This is a genomic window from Bacteroides sp. AF25-38AC (assembly GCF_003602995.1).
GTDB lineage: Bacteria > Bacteroidota > Bacteroidia > Bacteroidales > Bacteroidaceae > Bacteroides > Bacteroides uniformis.
This window is the reverse complement of the sequence record NZ_QTMD01000008.1, coordinates 44,528-62,934: the sequence shown is the minus strand read 5'-3', so window position 1 is coordinate 62,934 and position 18,407 is coordinate 44,528. Positions and strand designations below refer to the sequence as shown.

Genomic DNA, 18,407 nt, shown 5'->3' with positions numbered 1-18,407 from the left:
ATTCGCGCCTAAATATTACAACAATTATTTTACCTGCCACGTTATCGGCAAACTTTCCTTTCCTTGATAGAATGTCTTTACCTTCAATACCGAAGCATCGCATTTCACCGGCTCCTGCCACAAAGCAGACTGGGCAGTAGGTTCCGACCCATCAGTCGTATAACGTATCTCAGCCCCATCAATGGCCACATTAGCAAACAGATTTCCCTCTTCTATCCATAAACCCGGCTGAGGCAAGCGGAAGTTAATCCCATGCTTTGCCCAATAAGGCATTTCACTCTTGCTGATTTTCTCATAATAAAGTGCCAAAGCCTGATTGAAAGCCTGCTCCTCCCGTATACCGGATAAATTTTCCCATGCCGGATGGGCATTCCAGCCACGTTCTGCCAGCCCTAATATTTTTGGGAAAAGAAGATATTCCACGCCATCAAAACTACGGATAGTTTCGGCAAACAATTGCCCTTGTACACCCATAATATGCTTCTTGCCTATCTCTGTCAAAGCAGTCTTCCCCTTTTCCGCATTATTCAAATCAATGGGATTGCCTGCCATATCCACACGCAGCGAACGATAAATGCTGAAAGGAAGCATAGAGAAAGAGACAGACTCATCCACATAACCTCCCCAATCGAGTCCACGCTCGTCCGGATGACCATTGTAAGCCATATCCATATAGAAATTGCCCACGTTGCAAAGGATGACCGGGTAACCGTTATTGGCTGTCTGATAAACCACTTCATCAGAGCCCGGTACAGTATTCCAGCAATACACACCGGCAGCCTGGCCCCTCAACTGTTGATGAGCCTCTTCAGTATGCCCCAAAGCAACTTCCTGCCAACCACTGAATTTCAGTCCGTTCTTCTGCATCACATCCGCCATTTGCGTAATGAAATACTCCGACAAATCATGAGCTTTCGTCATGCCTTTTTCCTTCATCAGTTCCTGGCATTTCGGGGAGCCCATCCACACACCGCGAGGCACTTCGTCACCACCCAAATGCACTGTGTACAGTGAAAGACCAGCTTCCTGATACATCGCATTAAGTTCCTGAATCACCTTCTCCATAAAACGGTAGGTAGAAGGCAAGGCGACATTCATCACATTGTCCGTATAATATTGTACAGAAACATAACGTGAAGTATCTTCCGGTTCACTCAATATATATTCTGTAGCTTTCCCCGGATCAGTTTCAAAATATTTGTTATAGCGTGCCTTCATGGAGACAATGGCAGCGCGGGCATGCCCCGGAGATTCTATTTCCGGAACAATGCGGACATGTCTTTCGGCAGCATACTTCAGCAAATCAATAAATTCCTCGCGGCTATAATATCCATTGCCTACAGTCTTTGCATCAGGGTCATAGCCACCGTCATAACATGGGTAGAGGCACTGGCTTTCGTCAGTGGTATGCCCGCGACGGCTACCCACAGCAGTCAGTTCCTCCAAACCGGGAATCTCCAAACGCCAGGCTTCATCATCACAAAAATGGAAATGCAGGACATTCAATTTATAAGATGCAAAAATATCCACCAGTTTCTTCAAGTTCTCCGGAGCGGTGAAATTACGGGCAATATCTATCATTTGTCCACGATATGCCAAGTCCGGATAATCCCGAATGGAGACTGCCTCCAGCAAATAAGGTGTCTGCTTGCCCTTCAACATTGACAAAAGTGTCTGTGTACCATTAAAAATGCCATGAGGAGTGGCAGCACTGATTTTTATCAGGTTGTCACCTATATTGATAGTATAATATTCATCATTTACGGCCTCCTTCCTATCAAGCAGTTCTTCCAGCACAATCTTCACGGAAGCATTTCCGACAACTTCCAAACCATACAAACCAGTCAGTTTCTCTTTCAGCAACTTGGCTTCACCGGCAAAGTTCTCCGGAAATGCCAAAGCTACCTTACCTTCCAATACGACATTATCGCCTTCAATGGCTACCACTTTCTTTACAGACGGAAGAATGTCTGACTGCACCAAAGCAGGAGCACCAGCCAAGCGAAGATTGGATTCATAAATCTTAGTCGCATCCGGATAGCCGCTCATTGACTCGGGAGAAGGAAGCGGCAGCGCCTTCAAAGCCACGGGCAACGGACTGCCCTCTTTACCATCCACAGTCTCCACCCAATAAGTTCCTTCCGGTACATGGGAGTTCCGGTCCAGCTTGTAAGTACAAAGGAAAGTGATCCGCATGGAATCACCGGGAGCCAGCGGAGCAAATTCGTCTGTCGGATACATTTTGAAAAAATTACCGTTCACTACCTCTACCTTCACTTCAGAGGCTCCTTCCTGCTTCACCCCTCGGGGAAGCTGTGAATAGTAAATCGTCCAGTTCTTTTTTAGAGGTTTTTGAGAGATATTCTTGAGAATAAAGGTATTCTCATAATATCCGGGTTCGATGTCACTTGCACCCATTTCCCAGGTCAGAGCAACCGGTGCCTTAGGTTCATTACTCGTTTTACATCCAGCAAATAGTGCCATTACACAAAATAATAATCCTGCCAGAGGAAGTTTCAAAATTCTCATGCAACTCATGTGTTAAGTTAATAAATGGGGGTAATTTCTAAAATCTGATGCCAAAAATAAGCATTTTAAGCTAATTAACTGATAAAAGTAATAGATTTTATTGACAGCGAGCTACAATTTAGAACTTTTATACCTACATTTGCAGCCAAATTATAACCAATTTAACTATTCTACCATGGCTAAAATAACCAAAGAAGCAGCCTTGCTCTACCATTCGCAAGGCAAACCGGGTAAGATTGAAGTAGTACCCACCAAGCCTTACAGTACACAAACCGATCTTTCTCTCGCCTACTCTCCGGGCGTTGCAGAACCGTGCCTCGAAATTGAGAAAAACCCGCAAGATGCATATAAATATACAGCAAAAGGCAATCTGGTAGCTGTCATCTCCAACGGAACCGCCGTGCTCGGCCTGGGCGATATTGGCGCCCTCAGCGGCAAACCCGTCATGGAGGGTAAAGGTCTGTTGTTCAAAATTTATGCAGGTATCGACGTATTCGACATCGAAGTAAATGAAAAAGACCCCGACAAGTTCATCGAAGCTGTCAAGGCTATTGCCCCAACATTCGGAGGTATCAACTTGGAAGACATCAAAGCACCCGAATGTTTCGAAATAGAACGCCGCCTGAAAGAGGAATTGGACATCCCCGTGATGCACGACGACCAGCACGGCACCGCCATCATCTCCAGCGCAGGATTGCTGAACGCCCTGGAAGTGGCAGGCAAGAAGATAGAGGAAGTGAAAATCGTCGTAAACGGTGCCGGGGCTTCCGCCACCTCATGTACCAAACTGTATGAAGCGCTCGGTGCACGCCGTGAGAATATCCTGATGCTGGACAGTAAGGGAGTCATCACCAGCGACCGCGAGAATCTGACCGAGCAGAAACGTTACTTTGCCACCGACCGTCGCGACGTACATACACTGGCAGAAGCCATCAAAGGTGCCGATGTATTCCTTGGACTGTCAAAAGGTAATGTGTTGACCCAGGACATGGTTCGCAGCATGGCAGACCATCCCATCGTGTTTGCCCTTGCCAACCCTACTCCGGAAATCTCTTACGAAGACGCCATGGCAGCACGTCCGGACGTACTGATGTCCACCGGTCGTTCCGACTATCCTAACCAGATTAATAATGTAATCGGTTTCCCCTACATCTTCCGCGGCGCCCTCGACACGCAGGCAAAAGCCATCAACGAAGCCATGAAAATTGCTGCCGTGCACGCCATTGCCAACCTTGCCAAGCAGCCCGTGCCCGATGTTGTGAATGAAGCATACCATGTAAACAACTTCACCTTCGGTCCCGAATACTTCATCCCGAAACCGGTTGACCCGCGCCTCATCACCGAAGTGTCCTGCGCTGTGGCCAAAGCTGCCATGGAAAGCGGTGTAGCTCGCAAAGACATCGAAGACTGGGATGCCTACCGCCTGCAACTGCGCGAGCTGATGGGTTACGAAAGCAAACTGACCCGCCAACTCTACGACACCGCCCGCCGCAACCCACAACGTGTGGTATTTGCCGAAGGCATCCACCCCAATATGCTGAAAGCTGCTGTGGAAGCCAAGGCTGAAGGTATCTGCCATCCTATTATATTGGGCAACGACGAAGCCATCGAGAAGCTGGCAAAAGAACTCGACCTTAGCCTTGAAGGTATCGAGATAGTAAATCTGCGTCATCCGGATGAAGCGCCGCGCCGTGAACGCTATGCCCGCATCCTATCTGAAAAACGTGCCCGCGAAGGAGCCACTTACGAAGAAGCCAACGACAAAATGTTCGAACGTAACTACTTCGGTATGATGATGGTGGAGACGGGTGAAGCAGACGCTTTCATCACAGGTCTTTACACCAAATACAGCAATACCATCAAGGTTGCCAAGGAAGTCATCGGCATCCGTCCGGAATACAAGCATTTCGGCACCATGCATATTCTGAACTCCAAGAAAGGCACATACTTCCTGGCAGATACGCTGATTAACCGTCATCCCAATGCCGAAACGCTGATTGACATTGCCAAGCTGTCGGAATATACCGTCCGCTTCTTCAATCATACACCGGTAATGGCCATGTTGAGTTACTCCAACTTCGGTGCGGATAAGGAAGGAAGTCCGGTAAGTGTACACGAAGCAGTGGATTATATGCAACAAAACTATCCTGACCTTGCCATTGACGGAGAAATGCAGGTGAATTTCGCCATGAACCGCGAAATGCGTGATGCCAAGTATCCGTTTACGCGCTTGAAAGGAAAAGACGTAAACACACTGATTTTCCCGAACTTGAGTTCTGCAAACTCTGCTTACAAGCTGCTGCAGGCGATGGATACGGACTCCGAACTGATTGGTCCTATCCAAATGGGGCTGAACAAGCCTATCCACTTCACCGATTTTGAAAGCTCCGTGCGAGATATCGTGAATATCACCGCAGTGGCAGTTATCGATGCTATCGTAGACAAAAAGAAAGCAGCCAAATGAAACGACCGTTATCAAAATTCCAAATAGTTTGCATTATGCTGCTTTGGGCAGCACTTTGCTACATTGTTTTGATATCTGTCGAACGAATTGACGGTCCAATCATCCTAACGCTTGCCATTTCGGCGGCTTTAGTATTTATTCCCGTCATAAAGTCTCTAAAAAGAGGATAAATAATATCTTTTTATTCCATTTTGCGGTATAAAACAATAAAATTGTTGTTTTATACCGCATTTTCTTTATAAAATGTTTGTTCGTTTCATTTTTATGTGTACTTTTGCAACCGCAATGAGAGGAAAAGGAAACAAACCGAAAATCGAATTGTTTTAGGTAATATATAGTAGCAACCAATAAAAGAAATAGATTATGAATGCAGCTAAGGTATTAGAAGACCTGAAAAGACGGTTCCCCAACGAACCGGAGTATCATCAAGCAGTAGAAGAAGTTCTTTCTACGATTGAAGAAGAGTATAACAAGCATCCGGAGTTTGACAAAGCCAATCTGATTGAACGTCTTTGCATCCCCGATCGCGTTTACCAATTCCGTGTTACTTGGGTAGACGATAAAGGTAACGTACAAACCAACATGGGCTATCGTGTGCAGCACAACAACGCTATCGGCCCTTATAAAGGCGGTGTTCGTTTCCACGCTTCTGTAAACCTGAGCATCCTGAAATTCCTTGCTTTCGAGCAGACATTTAAAAACTCATTGACAACTCTGCCTATGGGTGGCGGTAAAGGCGGTTCGGACTTCTCTCCGCGCGGCAAGTCAAATGCTGAGGTCATGCGTTTTGTTCAGGCTTTCATGCTGGAGTTATGGCGTCATATCGGCCCTGAAACAGACGTACCTGCTGGTGATATCGGTGTAGGTGGTCGCGAAGTAGGTTTCATGTTCGGTATGTATAAGAAGCTGGCTCATGAATTTACGGGTACTTTCACCGGTAAGGGCCGTGAGTTCGGCGGTTCGCTGATTCGTCCGGAAGCTACCGGCTACGGTAACATCTACTTCCTGATGGAAATGTTAAAGACTAAGGGTACTGACTTGAAAGGCAAAACTTGTCTGATTTCCGGTTCCGGTAACGTAGCTCAATATACGGCCGAGAAAGTATTGGAATTGGGTGGTAAGGTATTGACCATGTCTGATTCTGACGGTTATGTATACGATCCGGACGGCATTGACCGCGAAAAGTTGGATTACATCATGGAGCTGAAAAACCTCTATCGTGGACGTATCCGCGAATATGCTGAACAATATCCGGGTGTCAAGTACGTAGAAGGTGCACGTCCTTGGGGTGAAAAGGCAGACATCGCCCTGCCTTCTGCAACTCAGAATGAAATAAATGGAGATGATGCCAAAAAACTAATTGCTAATGGTGTCATGGCTGTGTCCGAAGGTGCAAACATGCCTTCTACCCCTGAAGCAATCCGCGTATTCCAAGATGCAAAGATTCTGTATGCTCCGGGTAAGGCAGCCAATGCCGGCGGTGTATCAGTATCCGGTCTCGAAATGACTCAGAACTCCATCAAGTTGAGCTGGAGTGCAGAGGAAGTGGACGAGAAATTGAAGAGCATCATGAAGAACATTCACGAAGCTTGCGTGCAATATGGTACGGAAGCCGACGGTTATGTAAATTACGTGAAGGGTGCCAATGTGGCCGGATTTATGAAGGTGGCAAAGGCGATGATGGCGCAAGGGATTCTGTAAGAACTAAAGCCATAGTACAACTACAACAGAAGAAAGGTGAGGGGCTCAAAGCTTTTCACCTTTTTTCTGTTTAATAATATAGAAGAAACAAAATTTTGTTTTTTTCAATCCATTATCACATAAATCAGATAACTTTGCGGAAGTTAATAAAAGAAGACCATTATCATTGAAGCAAACCAAACGATTATGAATACAATAGAAATCCCCGTACTGCTGTTGACCGGTTATCTAGGCAGTGGCAAAACGACGTTGGTAAATCACATTCTTTCTAATAAACGTGGCATTAAGTTTGCCGTTATCGTCAATGACATAGGCGAAGTGAACATTGATGCAGACCTTATACAGAAAGGTGGCGTGGTGGGAAAGAAAGACGACAGCCTGGTAGCTCTACAGAATGGCTGTATCTGCTGTACGCTGAAGACAGACTTGATAGAGCAGATGTTCGAAATCATGAAGATGCAACGCTTCGACTACATCGTGATTGAAGCGAGTGGCATCTGTGAACCGGAGCCTATTGCCCAAACACTCTGCTCCATTCCTCATATGGGAGGAGCGTATACTAAATACGGTATTTGCCGCTTAGACTGCATTACCACCGTGGTGGACGCCTTACGTCTGCAAAGTGAATTTTCTTGCGGAGATGATTTGACACGCAAAGGCATTGATGAGGAAGATATAGAAAACCTCATCATTCAGCAAATTGAGTTCTGTAATATTATCCTGCTGAACAAAGCAGCAGAAGTACAGCCCGAGGAATTAAAACGTATCAGGCAGATTATCCACACCTTGCAACCCGGTGCCCAAATTATAGAGTGCAATTATGCAGATGTAGACCTGGATAAGATTATCCATACCCACCTCTTTAACTTTGAACGTGCCGCAACTTCCGCCGGATGGATTCGTGGCATAGAGCAACAAGTAAGCGAAGAGGAGGAAAAAGAGGCGCATTACCATCATGAAGAGGGTCATCATCACCACCATCACGAAGGAGGTGAAGTAGAAGAATACGGTATTGGCACATTTGTCTACTACCGCCGTCCTGCATTCGACATTCATAAGTTCGACCACTATGTCGCTACCAAATGGCCCCGCAGCGTTATCCGCGCCAAGGGTGTCTGCTACTTCAGCCACAACCGCGACATGTCCTTCCTCTTTGAACAAGCAGGTATACAGAAGAAAATAACTGAAGCCGGACAATGGTATGCCACCGCCCCCGAAGAAGACATGATAGAACTGATGCGCCAAGAACCGGGATTGCTAAGAGACTGGGACGAGCAATACGGCGACCGCATGCTGAAGATAGTATTCATCGGACAAAATATGGATAAAGAGCAAATCATCCGCGACTTGGACAAATGCCTTGAATAACTTCCTAAAAAAGTGCTCCCCGTCATTCCAATCTTAGGAACAACGGGGAGCATCGTCCCAGACGCGTAACTCTATTTTAAGAATCAAGAACCATATCAATTCTCCGTAAAACGGAACATTTTGAAATACACCTTCTGCTCTGTGTCGGATACATTCACCAGCCTCATCTTCGCAACGCTCAAATCCTTGAGAGATGCCTTCACCTGCGTTCTGTATCCCGGTTTCAAATCCACCGCCTGCCAGTTTGTACCATCCGAAGTTACTTCCAGTTTAAACTTAGAATTAGCCACCTCCGCATCTCCCAAATCAATAAGCACCGAACTCAACTGGCGGGCATAATCCATCGAAATGGTCAGCACACCGCCTGCCTGCCAGTTGATGACTTCATTGGACGGAATAATTGTATTCACCTTTCCCTTCTGCTGAATAGGAAGCGAAGCCAACTGATTCACGTCGCTCTTCAACGTGTAGGGAGAATAAACAGCCTTTGTATCAAGCCCGGCATGGAACGCTGCATTATAGCCCGTTGTCGCCGCTTCGAACAAAGCATTGAAAGTAGGCATCAGATGCAGGCTGCCGCTCTTTATGCCCGCTTTATATTGGGCATCCGTCTCACCCATCAGCACCAGCAGGGCGCGGGCGTGTTCGTAGCTACCTATAAATGCATCCTTCTGCTGGCGCAGGCGTATCATGTTCAGCACCTCCGCACCATACTCTCCCACTTGTTTGAACTGAATGAGCCAAGGCCTTATTTCAGTTATCAACGGACGATTCTCATTTCCCGACGCAAGCAATCCATCAGCGGCAACGATTATCTTCCGGCATTCCTCAGCTACCTGCCGATAGGCATCTTCATCTATCTCGTTTTTCTCTTGATAGGCTTTCAACAAGGCAGAGAGAGCAGGCTGAATGGCAACGGACTCTTCACGACGGAAGCGATGTCCATTCTGTCCCGGGTCGGAATTATGAGCAGCGAAGATTTCCAAATATTCGGCATGAAGTGGCATAAGGTCTCTGACTGCATGTTTCCAAGAAGTTTCACTATCATAATTCTCCATATTCCAAGTATAATCAGCTACACTGTACAGAGAGATTTTGGAAGCCTCGGCATGTTCCATCGGATTGGAAACAAAAGCAGACATATCATCTTTTACATCAAGCCCGTTTCCATAAACCGGCCCTAGCAGCAAATGGTCTTGTACATAATCCGAAACGGGGAAATTCCACCAAATGTACGCCTTACGTTTCAGCAGCGGATTGACGAAGTCCAGCGTAGACTTATCTATAGTAGCAACTACCATATCACCGGTCCACATCACCTTGATACCCTCGTTCAACTTATCACCAAGCGTAGTGAGATAGCCTCCCTCCACATCGGTCCATGACTTGTTGTACTCTGTGGGACACAATATCAATGGTGCAACATCCCGCTTGACTTTTACAAAATGGTCGTCAATATAGTTCAACAGTTCAGCCTGCTTGTCTGCCTTTGTCCCCTCACCCGAAATATCATCAAAGAAAACGGCAAAACCACGCACACCCAACTGGTACATGCTTTCGAACTTCTGCAACAATAACGAGCGGTCTTCTTCATTCCAGCGAATATCCTGACCCGGATGAATGGCCCAATAGAAAATAACATTGTTCTCCTTCGCCCTATTCACCAATACTTTCAACTCTTCTCCTTCTCGAGCAGGATAAGGCTTGCGCCAGTTGGGAGTCCGGTGATAAGGATCGTCTTTCGGTCCATAGATATAGACATTCATTTTGTTCCGACCATAAAAATCAAGCTGGCGTATACGCGCCTCCTGACTCCAGGGAGCACCGTAAAAACCTTCTACCACACCCCGATAGGGAACATCAGGATAGTCCGTCACTTCAGCCAAAGGCAGCTTGTCTAAAGCAAGCAACTGCGCAAGAGTCTGTACACCATAGTACGCTCCCCGTTCGTCAGCACCGGCTATGACGATGCAGTCTTTTTCTATTTTCAGGAAATAACCTTCGGATTTGCGTGGAATCCGATGTTGGTATTTCTTGATAATCTTATCTCCTTTCACTCCTATATATACACGGAAAGAAGCGCCAAGCACCTCTTCCGGCATCAATGAACGGAGTAAAGGCAACGCAGGTCCGTCCTGCACGGAATTGCCGGAAAGGATCTGGTATTGTCGGGGAATATCAACAGAATCTTTTTGCGTAATATATTCTTGGGGAGTAGGTTGCAAATGAAACTCTTGCGCACAAAGCGTCGCTGTCGTCAGCATACCGAATGCTCCCAGTAACAGTAGTTCTTTTCTCATAAGCGGATTATTAAATTAAGGAATATCTATGTATTAAGAAAACTCTTCCATGCATTCAAGGTTGATACGTTCAAAAATAAGAAATAAATATGAAAACACGTACAAATACAGACATTTATTTCAGTTTAAAGATTCATTTATTCTGCATCCGTTTGAGTTCATCGCACACAGCCGGATGCAGGAAGTAGCGTACGTCTTTTCCCTCCTCTATGGCCCGACGGATAAAAGTGGAGCTGATTTCGAATACCGGAGAAGAAACTGTCCGCACATTCTGCGGTAAAAAGGTGGCCTCTACCGGATAGCCGGGACGGGGATAAACCAGAAGATGATTTTCGGCAATAATGCGTTCCGACTCGTACCAACGGTGGAACAGCCTCCAGTTGTCCGAACCAATGACAAGATGGAAAGTGTGTTGGGGATAAGTCCGTTTCAGCGCATCCAACGTATGAACAGTATAAGAAGGCCGAGGCAGATGGAATTCAAAATCGGAAGCGCGAAACTTGGGATAACCCTCAGTGGCTAGCTGCACCAGCTTCAAACGTAACTTGTCATCCATCAGATCGTTTTCTTCCTTCAGCGGATTGTGGGGGGTGACCATAAACCACACTTCGTCCAGGTCCCCGTATTCGCAAAGATAGTTGGCGAGGGCCAAATGTCCGATGTGTATCGGGTTGAACGAGCCGCTGAAGATTCCTATATTCATTTATTCTTATTCATATACAACCTTACAATGGACGTCTTTGCAACGCACGCCAGGCAGCCCAAGCATTGAAAATCGTCACTACAGAGATAAGAAACATTGAAATACTGGAACGAGGCTCGCCATGATGTATATACAATACACCCACAACAAGGGAGCAGACGAACAGAACGCTATTAATAATTAGCAATGCCTTGTTCAGCTTCGGGCTATTCTTCCTCCTCGGTGCCAACTGGTTGTACACTCCTCCACGTTGTTTCATTCGTTCAAGAATTGAGAGATTACTTTCAATGCTTCCGCTTTGGCTGTCTCCAGGTCATCGTTCACAATCACGGTATCGAACTTCGGTGCAAAGCCCAGTTCGTATTCGGCTTTCGCCACGCGGCTCTCTATCACTTCGGGAGCATCTGTTCCGCGCCCCACCAAGCGTTTGCGCAATTCCTCCACTGAAGGTGGCTGAATGAAAACAGACAAAGCACGCTCACCATAGAATTTCTTGATATTGCAACCACCCACTACATCCACATCGAACACTACATTCTGTCCGGCAGCCAATTGCTTTTCCACCTGCTCCTTCAGTGTTCCGTAAAAACGGTCCTGATATACCTCTTCATACTCCAGGAATTCATCATTGGCTATGCGACGACGGAACTCGTCAGGAGTCAGAAAGAAATACTCCACTCCATCTTTCTCCGTTCCGCGGGGCGGGCGGCTGGTCGCTGAGATGGAGAATGCCAAGTTCAGATTTTGAGTCAGCAGATAGTTGATAATCGTTGACTTGCCAGAGCCCGAAGGGGCTGAAAATATGATAAGTTTTGCCATCGAATTATTTACGATTTGACGATTTACTATTTGATACTACATGACGTTCAATACTTGTTCCTTGATTTGCTCCAATTCATCTTTCATCTGAACGACAATCTTCTGCATCTCCGCATGATTGGACTTACTGCCCAAGGTATTGATTTCGCGTCCCATCTCCTGGGCGATGAACCCTAACTTCTTGCCTTGTCCGGTTCCGGTTTCCAGCGTATTGATAAAATATTTCAGATGATTGCCAAGACGCTGTTTCTCTTCGTTCACATCCAGTTTTTCGATGTAGTAGATGAGTTCCTGCTCCAGACGGTTCTTGTCATAATCCACGCTCAAGGTCTTTTCCAGTGCATCGGTAATACGCTCCTTCACTTTGGCCACACGCTCTTTCTCGTAGGGAGCGATAGTCTCCAACAAATGGGAGATATTGGCGATCTTCTCACGGAACTTCTTTTCAAGGGCAGCTCCTTCCTGCTTACGGAAGTCCACCAGCGCACCGACAGCCTTTTCCACAGCCGAATAGACCACAGCCCATTCCTCCTCACTCAGTTCCTGCGTATCATTCTTCGTCATCACATCCGGCATACGGAGTAACGTGGCAAACCAGTCCATCGCATCCGGCACAGGTATTCCTAGATTTTCTGATATAGCACAAATCTGCTTGTAATATCCCTCAACCAATGTCTGGTTGATGGGAGTGGCGCTTTCCGCACTCTCTTTCTTTTCTATCCAAAGGCTGAAATCCACCTTTCCGCGCTCCAGTTTCCGTGATATTTCATTACGGATTTCCATCTCCTTCTCACGATAAAGCGGAGCAATGCGGGCAGATAGGTCCATTGCCTTACTATTGAGCGACTTTATTTCAACGTTGATTTTCTTATCAGGCAGTTCGACGGTTGCTTTGCCGTAGCCTGTCATAGATTGTATCATAATGTTATAGTTTTGCGCAAAATTACACGATTATTTTAATTAGTGAAAATAATCACGTAAATTTGCCACAATAAAATCAAGAATAAAAGTTATGTCATGTATCTTGCATATTGAAACGTCCACTTCTGCCTGCTCCGTAGCCGTGAGCGAGGATGGACAGAACGTTTTCAAGAAAGAGGACCTGAATGGCCCTTCACACGCCGTTTCATTGGGAATCTTTGTGGACGAGGCGCTATCCTTTGCCGATAGCCATGCCATGCCGTTGGATGCAGTCGCCGTGAGCTGCGGCCCTGGTTCGTATACCGGGTTGCGTATCGGCGTGTCGATGGCAAAAGGTGTCTGCTATGGACGTAACCTGCCACTTATCGGGCTGGAAACCCTGAAAGTTCAGTGTGTACCGGTATTGCTCTACCACGATGAGTTGCCCGACGACGCATTACTCTGCCCGATGATTGACGCCCGCCGCATGGAAGTCTATGCTGCCATCTACGACCGTGCCTTGAAATCGGTGCGCGACATTGCAGCCGATATTGTGGACGAAAACTCCTACCTAGAATTTTTAGAGCAACATCCCGTCTATTTCTTCGGTGACGGTGCAGCCAAATGCAAAGAGAAAATCACGCATCCCAATGCACACTTCATCGACGGCATCCGCCCGCTTGCCGGCATGATGTTCCCGTTGGCAGAAAAGGCAATAGCCGAACAAGATTTCAAGGATGTGGCCTATTTCGAACCCTTCTATTTGAAGGAATTCGTAGCCGGCACGCCAAAGAAACTTATTTAGGGTTTAGCGATTAGGGATTAGGGATGAATACCATGCGGTATCACTACGTAGCCCATTAATCACTAACCACTAATCGCTAAACCCTAATCACTAATCGTTGAACATTAATCACTAATTAAAGATGCAATATAACACTCAACAAAAACGGATGCCCCTACCCGAATATGGTCGCAGCATCCAGAATATGGTAGACCACGCGCTGACAATCGAAGACCGTGCAGAACGCCAGCGTTGCGCAAACACAATCATCAACATCATGGGAAACATGTTTCCCCATCTGCGCGATGTGCCCGACTTCAAACATAAGCTATGGGACCACCTTGCCATCATGGCCAACTTCCAATTGGATATAGATTATCCGTACGAAATTATCCGCAAGGACAATCTGAATACCAAGCCGGAGAGCATCCCCTACCCCAGTACCAAAATCCGCTACCGCCACTATGGCCGTACACTGGAAGTACTGATAAAGAAAGCCATCGAATTTCCGGAAGGAGAAGAGAAGCAGAACTTGATAGCGCTCATTTGTAACCACATGAAGAAAGACTACATGGCATGGAACAAAGATACCGTCGATGACCGTAAGATTTCAGATGATCTCACCGAACTCTCTGACGGAAAACTGCAAATGACAGACAGTATCGTCCGTCTCATGGCCGAACGTATTGACCAGAACTACCGTCCGAAAGTGAACAACCAGAATAACCGGAACAACAACCGGAACAATAAACGGAAATACTAAAATTGAATGATTAGTGGTTAGTGATTAATGCCATGCGGCATCACCATGCAGACCACTAATCACTAATCACTAATCACCAACCCCTAATCACTAATTTCATGGCATCATTTGTAATCGAAGGAGGACACAGACTTTCCGGTGACATTTACCCCCAAGGAGCAAAAAACGAGGTGTTGCAAATTATCTGCGCCACATTGCTCACTGCCGAAGAGGTGACTGTGCACAATATCCCGGACATACTGGACGTCAACAACCTTATCCAATTGATGCGGGATATGGGAGTCAGCGTATCTAAAAAAGGCATTGACACTTACAGCTTTCAAGCTGCCAACATTGATTTCGCCTATCTGGAAAGTGACGCGTTCCTGAAAAAATGTTCCAGCCTGCGCGGTTCCGTCATGCTGGTGGGGCCGATGGTGGCACGTTTCGGCAAGGCCATGATTTCCAAGCCGGGCGGAGACAAGATAGGACGCCGCCGTCTGGATACACACTTTATCGGTATCCAGAATTTAGGAGCCGACTTTGTCTATAATGAGGAGCGTGGCATCTACGAAATCTCAGCCAAACAACTGCATGGCAGTTATATGCTACTCGACGAGGCATCTGTAACGGGAACAGCCAATATCGTAATGGCAGCCGTCCTTGCCAAAGGCAAGACCACCATCTACAACGCCGCCTGCGAACCCTACGTGCAGCAACTTTGCAGAATGCTGAACCGGATGGGAGCTAAGATAGAAGGCATCGCCTCCAACCTCCTGACTATCGAAGGAGTAGACGAGCTGCACGGAACCGAGCATACCATCCTCCCCGACATGATTGAAGTGGGCAGTTTCATTGGCATGGCAGCCATGACCCGTAGCGAACTGACCATCAAGAATGTCTCCTACGAGAACTTGGGAATTATCCCCGACAGTTTCCGTCGACTCGGCATCAAGATGGAGCAGTGGGGAGACGACATTTACGTGCCCGCACAAGAGACGTACCAGATAGAGTACTTTATCGACGGCTCCATCATGACCATTGCCGACGCACCCTGGCCCGGACTGACACCAGACTTGCTCAGTGTGCTGCTGGTGGTTGCCACCCAGGCAAAAGGCAGTGTACTCATTCATCAGAAAATGTTCGAAAGCCGTTTGTTCTTTGTGGACAAGCTGATAGATATGGGAGCGCAAATTATCCTCTGCGACCCGCACCGCGCCGTTGTCATCGGTCACGACCACGGCTTTAAACTACGTGGCGGCAACATGACCTCGCCCGATATCCGTGCGGGCATCGCCCTGCTGATAGCTGCCATGAGTGCGGACGGCATCAGCCGCATCCACAACATAGAGCAGATAGACCGTGGGTATCAGAACATCGAAGGGCGACTGAATGCGCTCGGAGCAAGAATAACAAGAATAGAATAAGATGATAAAGAGAGAAGAAGTATATAAGATAGGTATATTCAACAAGCCCCACGGCATTCACGGAGAACTATCGTTCACTTTTACGGATGACATCTTCGACCGGGTGGAAGCCGAATACCTAATCTGCCTGCTGGATGGTATACTGGTGCCTTTCTTCTTGGAAGAATACCGTTTCCGCTCCGACACCACCGCCCTTGTCAAACTGGAAGGCGTGGACACGACAGAACGCGCCCGCATGTTCACTAATATTGAGGTCTACTTCCCCGTAAAGCATGCAGAAGAGGCAGGACCAGGTGAACTGAGTTGGGACTTCTTCGTCGGTTTTCGTATGGAGGAAGTACATCACGGCACGCTGGGAGAAGTGACGGACGTGGACACATCGACCATCAACACACTGTTTGTGGTAGATTATCAGGGAGAAGAACTGCTGGTGCCGGCACAAGAAGAGTTTATCATAGACATTGACCAGAAGCACAAGGTCATCACCGTAGACCTGCCGGAAGGTTTGATAGCTTTGGACGAAACAGAAGAGGTATGAAAAAGAAACGAAGAAAAGCATTTTGGAGTAACATCAAGTTCAAGTACAGACTGACGATTACGAACGAGAATACCCTTGAGGATATCATCACGTTGCGCGTATCCAAGCTGAACGGACTGTCCGTATTGCTCTCCGTGCTGTTCGTATTGTTTCTCATCGCCTCCCTGATCGTAGCCTTCACCCCGCTGCGCAACTACCTGCCGGGATATATGAACAGTGAAATCCGTGCCCAGGTAGTGGAGAATGCCTTGCGCGTAGATTCCCTCCAGCAACTGGTGAACAGACAGAACCTCTATATCATGAATATCCAGGACATCTTCCAGGGCAAGATAAAGGCAGATACCATACATTCCATCGACTCGTTGACCCACCTGCGCGAAGATTCGCTCATGGAACGTACACAACGGGAAGCCGAATTCCGCAAACAGTACGAGGAGACAGAAAAGTACAACCTGACGAGCATCACCGCTCGCCCCGAAATAGACGGACTGATTTTCTACCGCCCCACACGCGGCATGATTTCATCTCCCTTCAATGCCGAAACAAAACACTTCGGCACGGACATTGCCGCCAATCCGGGCGAAAGCGTATTGGCCACCTTAGACGGTACCGTCATACTGAGTACCTACACTGCCGAGACGGGTTATCTGATAGAAATACAGCACAACCAGGACTTCGTGTCAGTCTACAAGCATTGCGGCTCTCTGCTGAAACGGGAAGGAGATGCGGTGAAAGGGGGTGAAGCCATCGCACTGGTAGGAAACACCGGCGAGCTGTCCACCGGTCCCCACCTTCACTTCGAGCTGTGGCATAAGGGCAGGGCCGTAAATCCCGAGCTTTACATCGTATTTTAGTCTCCAAATAGTAAATTGTAAATAGCATAATAGTAAATGAAACAGATTGCCATACTCGGTTCTACCGGTTCCATCGGTACACAAGCGTTGCAGGTCATCGAAGAACATCCCGACCAGTACGAAGCATACGTATTGACCGCCAATAACCGCGTAGAGGAACTCATAGCCCAGGCACGCAGATTCAAGCCTGAGGCAGTGGTAATAGCCAACGAATCGAAATACACGCAACTGAAAGAAGCGCTTGCCGACCTACCTATCAAGGTATATGCCGGCGCAGATGCCCTCTGCCAGATTGTGACCGAAAATCCCATTGATATGGTATTGACCGCCATGGTGGGATATGCAGGGCTGAAGCCCACCATGAATGCCATCCGAGCCCGTAAGCCGATAGCCCTTGCCAACAAAGAGACGCTGGTGGTGGCGGGAGAGCTCATCAATAACCTGGCACGCTTCAGCGGTGTCCCCATCCTACCCGTCGACTCCGAGCACTCCGCCGTTTTCCAGTGCCTGGCCGGTGAGATAGGCAACCAAATAGAAAAAGTGATACTGACTGCCTCCGGAGGTCCGTTCCGCACCTGCACTATGGAGCAACTAACAACCGTCACCAAAGCGCAAGCACTGAAACACCCCAACTGGGACATGGGCGCCAAAATCACGATAGACTCTGCTTCCATGATGAACAAAGGGTTCGAGGTAATCGAAGCCAAATGGCTGTTCGGTGTACGTCCCGACCAGATAGAAGTCGTGGTACACCCGCAATCCGTCATCCACTCCATGGTACAGTTTGAGGACGGTGCCGTGAAAGCACAACTGGGAATGCCGGACATGCGCCTGCCCATCCAATATGCCTTCTCCTATCCCGACCGGTTGAAAGCCTCTTTCCCGCGCCTGGACTTCAAGCTGTGCACGGAACTGACGTTCGAGCAACCGGACACCACCCGTTTCCGTAACCTCGCCCTGGCCTACGAAGCGCTACATCGTGCAGGCAATATGCCTTGCATTGTCAATGCCGCCAATGAAGTGGTGGTAGCTGCCTTCCTGCAGGACAAAATTTCGTTCCTTGGCATGAGTGAAGTAATAGAAAAGACCATGTCGCGCGTATCCTACTTACAGAAGCCCACCTATGAAGACTATGTGGCTACGGATGCCGAAGCCCGACGGATAGCAGAAGAGCTGATTTGATAGATACAGCGGAATGAAAAGAATTATAAAAAACATCTACTCATTTGATACGTTAAATAAGAAAACGTACCTTTGCGAAAATTATAAAAATCGTAA

Annotated in this window: 15 protein-coding genes; 9 read left to right on the top strand and 6 right to left on the bottom strand. The window is 47.4% G+C overall.

Translation table 11 applies throughout. The annotated features are described in order from the left end of the window. Nucleotides 1-24: 24 nt before the first annotated feature. Nucleotides 25-2,529, bottom strand: coding sequence for a family 20 glycosylhydrolase (locus DWY55_RS07340; protein ID WP_005826959.1), 2,505 nt, complete (start codon nt 2,527-2,529; stop codon nt 25-27). Between the two features lie 175 nt (nt 2,530-2,704). Between DWY55_RS07340 and DWY55_RS07335 the strand changes: the two genes are divergently transcribed. From DWY55_RS07335 to DWY55_RS07315, 3 genes are all read left to right on the top strand, one after another. Further along, on the top strand, nt 2,705-4,993 hold the full coding sequence (locus tag DWY55_RS07335; protein WP_005826960.1) for an NADP-dependent malic enzyme: 2,289 nt from the start codon (nt 2,705-2,707) through the stop codon (nt 4,991-4,993). A gap of 363 nt (nt 4,994-5,356) precedes the next feature. Beyond that, a complete protein-coding gene (locus tag DWY55_RS07320) occupies nt 5,357-6,694 on the top strand; it encodes an NADP-specific glutamate dehydrogenase (protein WP_005826963.1) in 1,338 nt (445 codons plus the stop codon). A 186-nt stretch (nt 6,695-6,880) separates the two neighbouring features. After that, complete coding sequence (locus DWY55_RS07315) at nt 6,881-8,062, top strand: GTP-binding protein (protein WP_005826968.1); 1,182 nt, start codon at nt 6,881-6,883, stop codon at nt 8,060-8,062. A gap of 95 nt (nt 8,063-8,157) precedes the next feature. On the opposite strand, the gene DWY55_RS07310 is transcribed toward DWY55_RS07315, so the two are convergent. From DWY55_RS07310 to DWY55_RS07290, 5 genes are all read right to left on the bottom strand, one after another. Next, the gene (locus DWY55_RS07310; RefSeq protein WP_008665168.1) at nt 8,158-10,362 is read right to left on the bottom strand and encodes a beta-N-acetylglucosaminidase; all 2,205 of its coding nucleotides are present in this window, start codon (nt 10,360-10,362) and stop codon (nt 8,158-8,160) included. A gap of 133 nt (nt 10,363-10,495) precedes the next feature. Beyond that, the gene (gene nadD / locus DWY55_RS07305) at nt 10,496-11,065 is read right to left on the bottom strand and encodes a nicotinate (nicotinamide) nucleotide adenylyltransferase (RefSeq protein WP_008665167.1); all 570 of its coding nucleotides are present in this window, start codon (nt 11,063-11,065) and stop codon (nt 10,496-10,498) included. Nucleotides 11,066-11,087: 22 nt separating this feature from the next. Next, complete coding sequence (locus DWY55_RS07300) at nt 11,088-11,324, bottom strand: hypothetical protein (protein WP_005826972.1); 237 nt, start codon at nt 11,322-11,324, stop codon at nt 11,088-11,090. Then, the gene (gene gmk / locus DWY55_RS07295; RefSeq protein WP_005826973.1) at nt 11,321-11,884 is read right to left on the bottom strand and encodes a guanylate kinase; all 564 of its coding nucleotides are present in this window, start codon (nt 11,882-11,884) and stop codon (nt 11,321-11,323) included. Before gmk ends, DWY55_RS07300 begins: the two co-directional genes overlap by 4 nt. A gap of 36 nt (nt 11,885-11,920) precedes the next feature. Next, the gene (locus DWY55_RS07290; protein WP_035449074.1) at nt 11,921-12,805 is read right to left on the bottom strand and encodes a YicC/YloC family endoribonuclease; all 885 of its coding nucleotides are present in this window, start codon (nt 12,803-12,805) and stop codon (nt 11,921-11,923) included. Nucleotides 12,806-12,896: 91 nt separating this feature from the next. Between DWY55_RS07290 and tsaB the strand changes: the two genes are divergently transcribed. From tsaB to DWY55_RS07260, 6 genes are all read left to right on the top strand, one after another. Beyond that, the gene (gene tsaB / locus DWY55_RS07285; RefSeq protein WP_005833019.1) at nt 12,897-13,589 is read left to right on the top strand and encodes a tRNA (adenosine(37)-N6)-threonylcarbamoyltransferase complex dimerization subunit type 1 TsaB; all 693 of its coding nucleotides are present in this window, start codon (nt 12,897-12,899) and stop codon (nt 13,587-13,589) included. Between the two features lie 121 nt (nt 13,590-13,710). Beyond that, complete coding sequence (locus DWY55_RS07280; protein WP_005826977.1) at nt 13,711-14,331, top strand: DUF4290 domain-containing protein; 621 nt, start codon at nt 13,711-13,713, stop codon at nt 14,329-14,331. A 98-nt stretch (nt 14,332-14,429) separates the two neighbouring features. Then, a complete protein-coding gene (gene murA, locus DWY55_RS07275) occupies nt 14,430-15,737 on the top strand; it encodes a UDP-N-acetylglucosamine 1-carboxyvinyltransferase (RefSeq protein ID WP_035449077.1) in 1,308 nt (435 codons plus the stop codon). Between the two features lies 1 nt (nt 15,738). Beyond that, nucleotides 15,739-16,275: a ribosome maturation factor RimM gene (gene rimM, locus DWY55_RS07270; RefSeq protein ID WP_035449078.1), complete on the top strand. Its 537-nt coding sequence runs from the start codon at nt 15,739-15,741 to the stop codon at nt 16,273-16,275. Further along, the gene (locus DWY55_RS07265; RefSeq protein ID WP_005826982.1) at nt 16,272-17,129 is read left to right on the top strand and encodes a M23 family metallopeptidase; all 858 of its coding nucleotides are present in this window, start codon (nt 16,272-16,274) and stop codon (nt 17,127-17,129) included. The genes rimM and DWY55_RS07265 overlap by 4 nt, the downstream gene beginning before the upstream one ends. Nucleotides 17,130-17,165: 36 nt before the next feature. After that, nucleotides 17,166-18,311: a 1-deoxy-D-xylulose-5-phosphate reductoisomerase gene (locus tag DWY55_RS07260; RefSeq protein ID WP_035449079.1), complete on the top strand. Its 1,146-nt coding sequence runs from the start codon at nt 17,166-17,168 to the stop codon at nt 18,309-18,311. Nucleotides 18,312-18,407: the final 96 nt, after the last annotated feature.